8 protein-coding genes are annotated in these 7,167 nt (G+C 75.2%); 4 read left to right on the plus strand and 4 right to left on the minus strand.

Going from position 1 to position 7,167, the window contains the following annotated elements; genetic code table 11:
* Positions 1 to 527 (minus strand): Gfo/Idh/MocA family protein (locus C6N75_RS10825; RefSeq protein WP_181160436.1); only part of this gene is annotated, 527 nt, incomplete at its 3' end.
* A gap of 141 nt (positions 528 to 668) precedes the next feature.
* Here C6N75_RS10825 and C6N75_RS10830 point away from each other — a divergent pair.
* Both C6N75_RS10830 and C6N75_RS10835 read left to right on the plus strand, forming a co-directional pair.
* Positions 669 to 2,045 carry a multidrug effflux MFS transporter gene (locus C6N75_RS10830; protein ID WP_105868657.1) on the plus strand — a complete coding sequence of 459 codons (1,377 nt, stop codon included), beginning with the start codon at positions 669 to 671 and terminating at the stop codon, positions 2,043 to 2,045.
* A 31-nt stretch (positions 2,046 to 2,076) separates the two neighbouring features.
* Positions 2,077 to 3,090, plus strand: coding sequence for a small ribosomal subunit Rsm22 family protein (locus C6N75_RS10835; RefSeq protein WP_105868658.1), 1,014 nt, complete (start codon positions 2,077 to 2,079; stop codon positions 3,088 to 3,090).
* A gap of 28 nt (positions 3,091 to 3,118) precedes the next feature.
* Here C6N75_RS10835 and ddaH read toward each other — a convergent pair whose 3' ends face one another.
* The gene (ddaH, locus tag C6N75_RS10840) at positions 3,119 to 3,952 is read right to left on the minus strand and encodes a dimethylargininase (RefSeq protein ID WP_105868659.1); all 834 of its coding nucleotides are present in this window, start codon (positions 3,950 to 3,952) and stop codon (positions 3,119 to 3,121) included.
* A gap of 108 nt (positions 3,953 to 4,060) precedes the next feature.
* Positions 4,061 to 4,258 (minus strand): DUF6243 family protein, encoded by a 198-nt coding sequence (locus C6N75_RS30175; protein WP_146132544.1) that lies wholly within the window; start codon positions 4,256 to 4,258, stop codon positions 4,061 to 4,063.
* Between the two features lie 131 nt (positions 4,259 to 4,389).
* On the opposite strand from C6N75_RS30175, the gene C6N75_RS10845 reads away from it, so the two are divergent.
* Together C6N75_RS10845 and C6N75_RS10850 are read left to right on the plus strand one after the other, a co-directional pair.
* Entirely contained in the window at positions 4,390 to 5,025 is a 636-nt protein-coding gene (locus tag C6N75_RS10845) for a TetR/AcrR family transcriptional regulator (protein WP_105868660.1), read from the plus strand.
* A 251-nt stretch (positions 5,026 to 5,276) separates the two neighbouring features.
* Positions 5,277 to 6,017, plus strand: coding sequence for a bifunctional DNA primase/polymerase (locus C6N75_RS10850; RefSeq protein ID WP_105868661.1), 741 nt, complete (start codon positions 5,277 to 5,279; stop codon positions 6,015 to 6,017).
* Positions 6,018 to 6,051: 34 nt separating this feature from the next.
* On the opposite strand, the gene C6N75_RS10855 is transcribed toward C6N75_RS10850, so the two are convergent.
* Positions 6,052 to 7,050: a hypothetical protein gene (locus tag C6N75_RS10855; protein ID WP_105868662.1), complete on the minus strand. Its 999-nt coding sequence runs from the start codon at positions 7,048 to 7,050 to the stop codon at positions 6,052 to 6,054.
* Positions 7,051 to 7,167 lie beyond the last annotated feature (117 nt).

Here is a 7,167-nt window from a genome sequence, read left to right on the forward strand (position 1 = left end):
TTCCTGATGGAGGCCATGTGGATGTACTGCGGCCCGGTGATCCGGCGGATGGCGGAGCTGGTGCGGGACGGGGCGGTCGGCGAGGTCCGCACGGTCCACGCCGATTTCGGGATCACCGGGCCGCAGTACATCCACATGGCCTCCATCAGGAACACCCCGCGGCTCCGGGCCAGCGCCACCAGCTCCCCGGCCTCCCTGGCGTCGAGGGTGAACGGCTTCTCGCACAGCACCGCCCGCCCCGCCTCCAGGCACAGCCCGGCCGCCGCCCGGTGCGCCGCGTGCGGGGTCGCCACGTACACCACGTCCACGTCCTCGTCGGCGGCGAGCGCGGACCACTCCCCGTACGCCCTCGGTATCCCGAACCGGTCCGCGAAGGTCTTCGCCGACGCCTCGCTGCGGGAGGCCACGGCCACCACCTCGGCGTCCGGCAGCCCGCGCAGATCCGCGGTGAAGGCGGCGGCGATCCCTCCGGTCGCCAGCACCCCCCACCGCACCGGCCGCCCGTCGGTGATCCCGGTCACTGCCATCGCCCGCCTCCCCTTCCGTACGGCCGCCGCGCCCCGCGTCGGGGGCGGATCATCCCCACTTGAGCTTTCAAGCACCGGCGGTGGGCTGAGAGCATAGGGCGCGCCGCCCCCGGAGAGGGACCCCCAGCGAGGAGAGACGACATGCCGGACCGCGCCCCGGGGCCGGGAACCCACGACCCCGCGACCGCCGTCCGCCCGCCCGCCACCCGGTCGGAGCCGGAGCCGGAGCCCGCGCCCGCCGCCGGCGTCCCCGCCCCGCGGGCCGGGGGCGCGGCCGGGACGACCGGACCGGCCGCCGGCGCGAAGGCGGTACAGGCGCGGGTCGGGCTGCTGGTGACGCTGATCCTGGGCGGGCTCACCGCGCTGCCGCCGCTCTCCATGGACATGTACCTGCCCGCACTGCCGCAGGTCACCGACGCGCTGTCCGCCCCCGCCGCCACCGTGCAGCTCACCCTGACCGCCTGCCTCGCCGGGATGGCGCTCGGCCAGTTGGCGGTCGGGCCGATGAGCGACCGGTGGGGCCGCCGCCGCCCGCTGCTGATCGGCATGCTGGTGTACGTCGCCGCCACCGCGGTCTGCGCGCTCGCCCCCTCCGCCGGACTGCTCATCGGCTTCCGGCTGCTCCAGGGCCTGGCCGGCGCGGCCGGGATCGTCATCGCCCGGGCCGTGGTCCGCGACCTGTACGACGGCGTGGAGATGGCCCGCTTCTTCTCCACCCTGATGCTGATATCGGGGGTCGCCCCGATCGTCGCCCCGCTCATCGGCGGCCAGATCCTGCGGCTCACCGACTGGCGCGGGGTCTTCCTGGTGCTCACCGGCGTCGGCGTGCTGCTCACCCTGGTGGTGTGGAGGTGGCTCGGCGAGACGCTGCCGCCCGAGCGCCGCCACTCCGGCGGGGTCGGCGAGGCGCTGCGCACCATGCGCGGGCTGCTCGCCGACCGGGTCTTCACCGGCTACACGCTGACCGGCGGCTTCGCGTTCGCCGCGCTCTTCGCGTACATCTCCGCCTCGCCGTTCGTGGTGCAGGAGATCTACGGGGCCTCGCCGCAGACCTTCAGTCTGCTGTTCGGGCTCAACTCCGTCGGCCTGGTGCTGGTCGGCCAGGTCAACGGCAAACTGCTGGTCGGCCGGGTCAGCCTGGACAAGGTGCTGGGCGCGGGCCTGGCCGTGATGACCGCGGCGGCGCTGTTCCTGCTGCTGGCCACCGCCGGCGCGTTCGGCGAGGTGGGCCTGGGGCCGGTGGCCGCCGGGCTGTTCGTGCTGATGTCGGCGATGGGCCTGGCCATGCCCAACACCAACGCCCAGGCGCTGATGCGCACCCCGCACGCGGCCGGCTCCGCCTCCGCGCTGCTGGGCACCTCCTCCTTCCTGGTCGGCGCGGTCGCCTCGCCGCTGGTCGGCATCGCGGGGGAGCGCACCGCGGTGCCGATGGCCGTGGTGCAGCTCGTCTGCGGGGCCGCCGCGCTGCTCTCCTTCCTCCTGCTGTGCCGGCCCTGGCGGAGCCGAGCCGCCGGATGATGGCCCCGGCCGGCGCGCCTACGATGGGCCGGTGAACGCCTCCCCCTCCGTCCCGGACGCCCTGCGCGCCGCCCTGGCCGGGCTGCTCGACGGGCTGCCGCCGACCCGCGCCGCCCAGGCCGTGGACCGGCTGATCGCCAGCTACCGCGGCGCCACCCCCACCGACGCCCCGGTGCTGCGGGACCGTTCGGACGTCGTCGCCTACGCCGCGTACCGGATGCCGGCCACCTTCGAAGCGGTACGGGGAGCCCTGGCGGCGCTTCGGGACGCGGCCCCCGACTGGACGCCGGCCACCCACACCGACGTCGGCGGCGGCACCGGGGCGGCCACCTGGGCGGTGGCCGAGGCGTGGGAGGACGAGACGCCGGAGGGCGGCGCCCCGCCCCGTACCACCGTGCTCGACTGGGCCGAACCGGCCCTCGACCTGGGCCGTGAGCTGGCCGCCGGCTCCGGGCTGCCCGCGCTGCGCGCGGCCGACTGGCGGCGGGCCCGGATCGGCGGGGCGCTCAGCCTGGAACCGGCCGACCTGGTCACCGTCTCGTACCTGCTCAAGGAGCTGACGCCGGCCGACCGGGACGCCCTGGTGGCCGAGGCCGCCCGGGCCGCGTCGGCGGTGGTGGTCGTGGAGCCGGGCACCCCGGACGGCTACGAGCGGATCATCGCGGCCCGGGACCTGCTGGTGAGCGCCGGCTTCGCGGTCGCCGCGCCCTGTCCGCACAGCGGCGCCTGCCCGATCGCGCCCGGCGAGGACTGGTGCCACTTCGCGGCCCGGGTCAGCCGCTCCTCGCTGCACCGGCGGGTCAAGGGCGGCTCGCTGGCGTACGAGGACGAGAAGTACGCGTACGTCGCCGCCGTGCGCTTCCCGGTGGACCCGGCCGCCTCGCGGGTGGTGCGCCGGCCGCAGATCCGCAAGGGCCAGGTGCTGCTGGACCTGTGCACGGCCGAGGAGGGCCTGGCCCGGCGGACGGTGACCAAGCGCCACGGCGACGCCTACAAGGCGGCCCGGGACGCCGAGTGGGGCGACGCCTGGCCGCCCGCGCCCTGAGTCGCCTACGGGTGCGGGCGGCCCCCGGTCACCGGGTGGCGGCGGGCGCGGGGCGCAGCTCCTGGGTGCAGCACTTCACGCTGCCGCCGCCCTTGAGCAGCTCGCTCAGGTCCATCCCGATCGGCTCGTAGCCCCGGTCCCGCAGCGGGTCGAACAGCCCCACCGCGGCCTGCGGCAGCAGCACGTGCCGGCCGTCGCTGACGGCGTTGAGCCCGAGCGCGGCGGCGTCCTGCTCGCCGGCGAGCAGCGCGTTCGGGAAGAGCCGGCGGAGCACGGCCTGGCTGCCCGGCGAGAACGCGCCCGGGTAGTAGACGACCTCGTCGGCGGCCTCGTCCAGCACGCTCAGCGCGGTGTCGAGGTGGTAGTAGCGGGGGTCGACCAGGTCCAGGCCGATCACCGGGCGGCCGAAGAACTCCTGGGCTTCGGGGTGCGACAGCGGACTGGACCGGAAGCCGCGCCCGGCCAGCAGGTAGGAGGCGGTGACGGCGAAGTCGCCCTCGCCCTCGTTGACGTGGTCGGGCTCCTTGACGTCGGTGAAGCCGTGGTCGAGGAACCAGGCGCGGTGCAGCGCGGCCTCGGCGATGCGCTCCGGGTAGGCGAACCGGGCGCCCAGCACCCGGCCGTCGACGACGGTGGCGCCGTTGGCGGCGAACACCATGTCGGGCAGTCCGGGCTGCGGCTCCAGCAGTTCGACGGTGTGGCCGAGGGACAGGTAGCGGTCGCGCAGGTCCTCCCACTGGGTGAGGGCGAGGCGCAGGTCGACCGGTTTCGCCGGGTCCATCCACGGGTTGATGGAGTAGGTCACCCTGAAGTGCGCGGGTGGGCACATCAGGTAGCGGCGGGGTGAGGCGTCACGGTGCAAGGAAGGCTCCTCACGGACGGTTGGCGGCACGGTGTCTCCGTACAGGGACATCGTCCGTGACATCGTCCGCCGTGAGGAGCCTTTCGCGCAGGGGGCCGGGCGGGTGATTCACCGCTGCCGGGCGCTGTCCGGTCCCTGCTGTCCCTCGCGCATCTCCTGCAACCTGCGCAGCAGTTCGCGCTTCTGCGCGGCCGGGTCGGCGCCCCGGCCGGCCCGCCCGGCGCCGCCGCCGCGCAGGGCGGCGCGGGAGAGGTTCCGGCGAGTGCCGCCGACGCCGAGCATGTTTCCGGTTCCGCCACGGGTCATGGCGGGCTCCTTTCGTCCGGGCTGCCGCCCTGGGGTGTGGTGTGTCGTGGTGACGGGCTCAACAATGGACGAGACGTTCCGTCTTGTCAAGAGACGATACGTCTCGCCTTGTGTGGTGTAGGCTGCGGCCCATGGCAGAGACTGCGGACACGAAGAAGGCGCCCGACGCCACCCGGCGCAGCGAGCGCTCCCGGCGGGCCATCTACGAGGCGGCGCTCGCCCTCGTGGTGGAGACCGGGTACGCGCGCACCACCATCGAGGGCATCGCCGCCCGGGCCGGGGTCGGCAAGCAGACCATCTACCGCTGGTGGCCGTCCAAGGCCGACGTGCTGCTGGACGCCTTCCTCGACCTGGGCCGGCAGGCGAACGAGGCCGCCGGCGCCGACGCCGAGGCGTACGCGGAGCTCCCGGACACCGGCGACCTGGAGGCCGACCTCAAGGCCGTGCTGCGGGCCACCGTCGACGAGTTGAACGACCCCGCCTTCGAAGCCCCCTACCGGGCGCTCGCCGCCGAGGGCGTGGTCAACCCGGAGCTGGGGCTGCGGTTCGTCGAGTCGCTGCTCGAACCCTCCCTCCAGCTCTACGTGCGCCGGCTCGACGCGGCGCGGGAGGCGGGCCAGGTCCGGGCCGACGTCGACCCGCGGATCGCCCTGGAGCTGTTCACCGGCCCGCTGGCGCACCGCTGGCTGCTGCGCACCCTGCCGCTCACCCACGCGTACGCCGACCGCCTGGTGGAGTACGCCCTGCGCGGCATCGCGCCCCGCTGACTCCGCGAGGCGCCCCTGCGGGGCGGGGCGGCGCCCCCCGGGGAACGGATGCGCGGGACCGCGTGGACCTGCTCACTCCCCGGCGCTCCGGACGGCGGACGAAGCAGCGCAAACCACGGCATTCGTCCCGCCTGCGCCGGGGTGTGCGCCCGTCCGCCGCACCGTGCCCGGCCCACTGAGGTCACCCGGCCCACCGGATGGTGGGACCATGGCAGGGACCTTGAGTGTCTCGCAGGGGTGTGAGGGGATAGATGGGCGACGGTATCGGCCGCTACCGCGGCACGGAGAGCAAACTCGCGCAGTGGCTGCGCCGGCGCCCGCGGAAGGCCGCGCCCGAAGGGCCGAGCCGCGAGGACCTGCTCCTGGCCACCGCCTCCGCCGGACTCCCGCTCGCCCCCGCCGCGCATCCCGTCGGCTACCGCTGCTCCTGCGAGCGGATCGGCTGTCCGACCCCCGCCCGCCATCCGCTCTCCTTCGCCTGGCAGACCCAGTCCACCACCGACCGGGCCCAGTTGCTGCGCTGGGCGGAGAGCCACCCGCAGGCCAACTTCATCACCGCGACCGGCATGGTCCACGACGTCCTGGACGTTCCGCTGGAGGCCGGTCGCGACGCGTTGCAGCGGCTGCTCGCCGACGGGGTGGAGGTCGGCCCGGTCGCCGAGTCGGGGGACGGCCGGATGCTGTTCTTCACCGCCACCCGCGGCACCCCCGAGGACGAGGACGAGTGGTGGCCCTGCGAGCTGGACTGCCACCCCGAGACCATGGACGAGCACCCCGGCATGCGCTGGCACTGCCGCGGCTCCTATGTGCTGGTCCCGCCGGCCCGGCTCCCCGGTGAGCTGGGCGTGGACTGGCTGCGCGGCCCCGAGCACCCGCTGCCCGACCCGCTGACGCTCCTGGAGACGCTCACCGACGCCTGCGCCCGGCACGCCGACACGCTCGGCGAGCACGAGCAGGACCACCACTCGGTGGCCTGGCCGCTGAGCCGCTGAGCCACCGGCCCGCTGCCGGGGTCCGAGGGGGCCCTCAGGACCCCTTGGCCGAGGTCACGCCCTGTAGACGGCTGAGCACCGCGACCCGGTCCCGGTCCGCGCCGGCCGGCCGCACCAGTGCGGCCTGGCTGCACGCCCATTCCCGGGTCAGCGTGGAGCGCACCTCGCCGGTCATCAGCGCCGCCACCTCCGGGCTGACCTTCGGCCGGTAGCCGGCGGCCGCGGTCTGCCGGTCGTAGAAGCGGGAGGCGAAGAACACCAGCGCGCCGCCGTCCTCGGTCACCAGGCCCAGCGGGGCGAAGGCGCCGGTGTCCAGCGGCCGGTCCACGTACTGCGTGGACATGCCCGGCTTGCGGGCGCTCACCGCCCGCTCCTCTCGCCAGGCGGAGGTGTGCGGCCCGGCCGCGAAGAACTCCGGGCGGCCCGAGCGCAGGTAGTCGGAGTAGCTCTTGCTGAGGTCCGCGGGGGCCACCGCCAGGTCCGCGGCGGCGGACGCGGCCGGCTCGGCGAAGCCGTCCCGGTCGAGCCGGAACTCCGGTACGCCGTTCTCGTCCAGGATCGCCAGATAGGCCACCTCCCAGAGCTGGTCGGCGCCGCCCCGGACGAACACCAGCACCCAGCGGCTGTCGCCGGCGGCGCCGTCGGTGTCCCGGTTGGAGTCGGTGTCGGCGACGAAGAAGCGCGGCCAGCCCGCCTTCTTCGGTATCGCGAACCGGGCGTCGGTCAGCTCCAGCGGGCGGTGCCGGGGGTTGCCGGCCGGGGTGGTGGTGCCGCCGGCCTTCAGCCCGGCCTGGTTGATCGCGGCGAACACCCCGGTCACCCGGCCCGCGTTCAGCGCCGGGTCGTACGCTCGGTCGGCCGCGTTGTAGGCGTCGGCGAAGTCCTTCAACGCCTGCGCCGCCTCGGCCTTCGTGGCCGCCGGCAGCACCTCGCGCTCGCCGTGCACCGTCACGCACCCGCTCGCCGTCAACGCCAGCACGACCGCCGCCGCCACCGCGCCGAGTGCCCTCGCCGCCCGCCCCGCCCCGCTCATCGGCCGCCTCTGCGCTCTCGACCCGAAGTTGACCGTCCGAACCCTACCGGGGGCCCGGCGCCCGCCCTCAGGGGGCGGCGTGGTCCGGTGCGCGGACCGGCAGCACCAGGGGTGCGC

This window comes from Streptomyces solincola (assembly GCF_002982015.1).
Classification (GTDB): Bacteria; Actinomycetota; Actinomycetes; order Streptomycetales; family Streptomycetaceae; genus Streptomyces; species Streptomyces solincola.

Bases quoted from the DNA above. Each gene is read 5' to 3' on its own strand.
- C6N75_RS10850 (WP_105868661.1), top strand. From the start codon at position 5,277: ATGGGCGACGGTATCGGCCGCTACCGCGGCACGGAGAGCAAACTCGCG.
- C6N75_RS30175 (WP_146132544.1), bottom strand. From the start codon at position 4,258: ATGACCCGTGGCGGAACCGGAAACATGCTCGGCGTCGGCGGCACTCGC.
- C6N75_RS10845 (WP_105868660.1), top strand. From the start codon at position 4,390: ATGGCAGAGACTGCGGACACGAAGAAGGCGCCCGACGCCACCCGGCGC.
- C6N75_RS10855 (WP_105868662.1), bottom strand. From the start codon at position 7,050: ATGAGCGGGGCGGGGCGGGCGGCGAGGGCACTCGGCGCGGTGGCGGCG.
- C6N75_RS10830 (WP_105868657.1), top strand. From the start codon at position 669: ATGCCGGACCGCGCCCCGGGGCCGGGAACCCACGACCCCGCGACCGCC.